General features: G+C 51.6%; 2 protein-coding genes. Both read left to right on the top strand.

All coding sequences use genetic code 11. The features are described from left to right. A partial coding sequence (locus ACOCD2_RS25260) for a hypothetical protein (protein WP_419583398.1) occupies positions 1 to 266 on the top strand: 266 nt, incomplete at its 5' end. Between the two features lie 89 nt (positions 267 to 355). Further along, positions 356 to 589: hypothetical protein (locus ACOCD2_RS25255; RefSeq protein ID WP_419590631.1), on the top strand; the 234-nt coding region annotated here is incomplete at its 3' end.

The raw sequence follows: 589 nt of genomic DNA, 5'->3' as shown, positions 1-589 counted from the left end.
CCATGGTTAAAAAATACCGGCCATCATCGGGAACAGAAGGCGCCTCGTTTTATGAGACATGGTGCAGCGAATGCGCCCGGGATGAGGGCGAATCATGTGAGATACTGGCCAAGACGTTTCGGATCGACGTAGAGGATGATGAATACCCTCAAGAATGGACCTATGACGAATCAGGGCGACCAATCTGTACGGCCTTTGTGCAGCGTGGGGAGGCAATACCAACGCCTCGATGTACAAAAACCATAGATATGTTTGACAACCAATAGCCCCAGACAGAACTACTTGGGCACACCTGGTCAGTGGCGTACGTCGAGCGTTGCGCAACACCAATTGGCCAACACTGGAGCGACCTATTATGCCAGAAAGTAGCCCTGAATTTTCGCCGGACTATGAGCGACAACAGCACCACAAACGGTTGCGTGAGTTGAGGCCCGCACCCAAGCCATGCCCACGCCCTGCTAAACAGGAAAAATTGAAATTGCTAACCGTGACTCGGATTGAGGTCATACAAATGGCCGATATGCCAAGGTATCACTACGAAGTCTGGGCGGATTTTGATGACGGGGACTGTGAGTTGCTGCAAGATGAC

This window comes from Thiolapillus sp. (genome assembly GCF_048562965.1).
GTDB lineage: Bacteria > Pseudomonadota > Gammaproteobacteria > Chromatiales > Chromatiaceae > Thiolapillus > Thiolapillus brandeum_A.
This window is presented reverse-complemented; position numbering and strand designations above follow the sequence as displayed.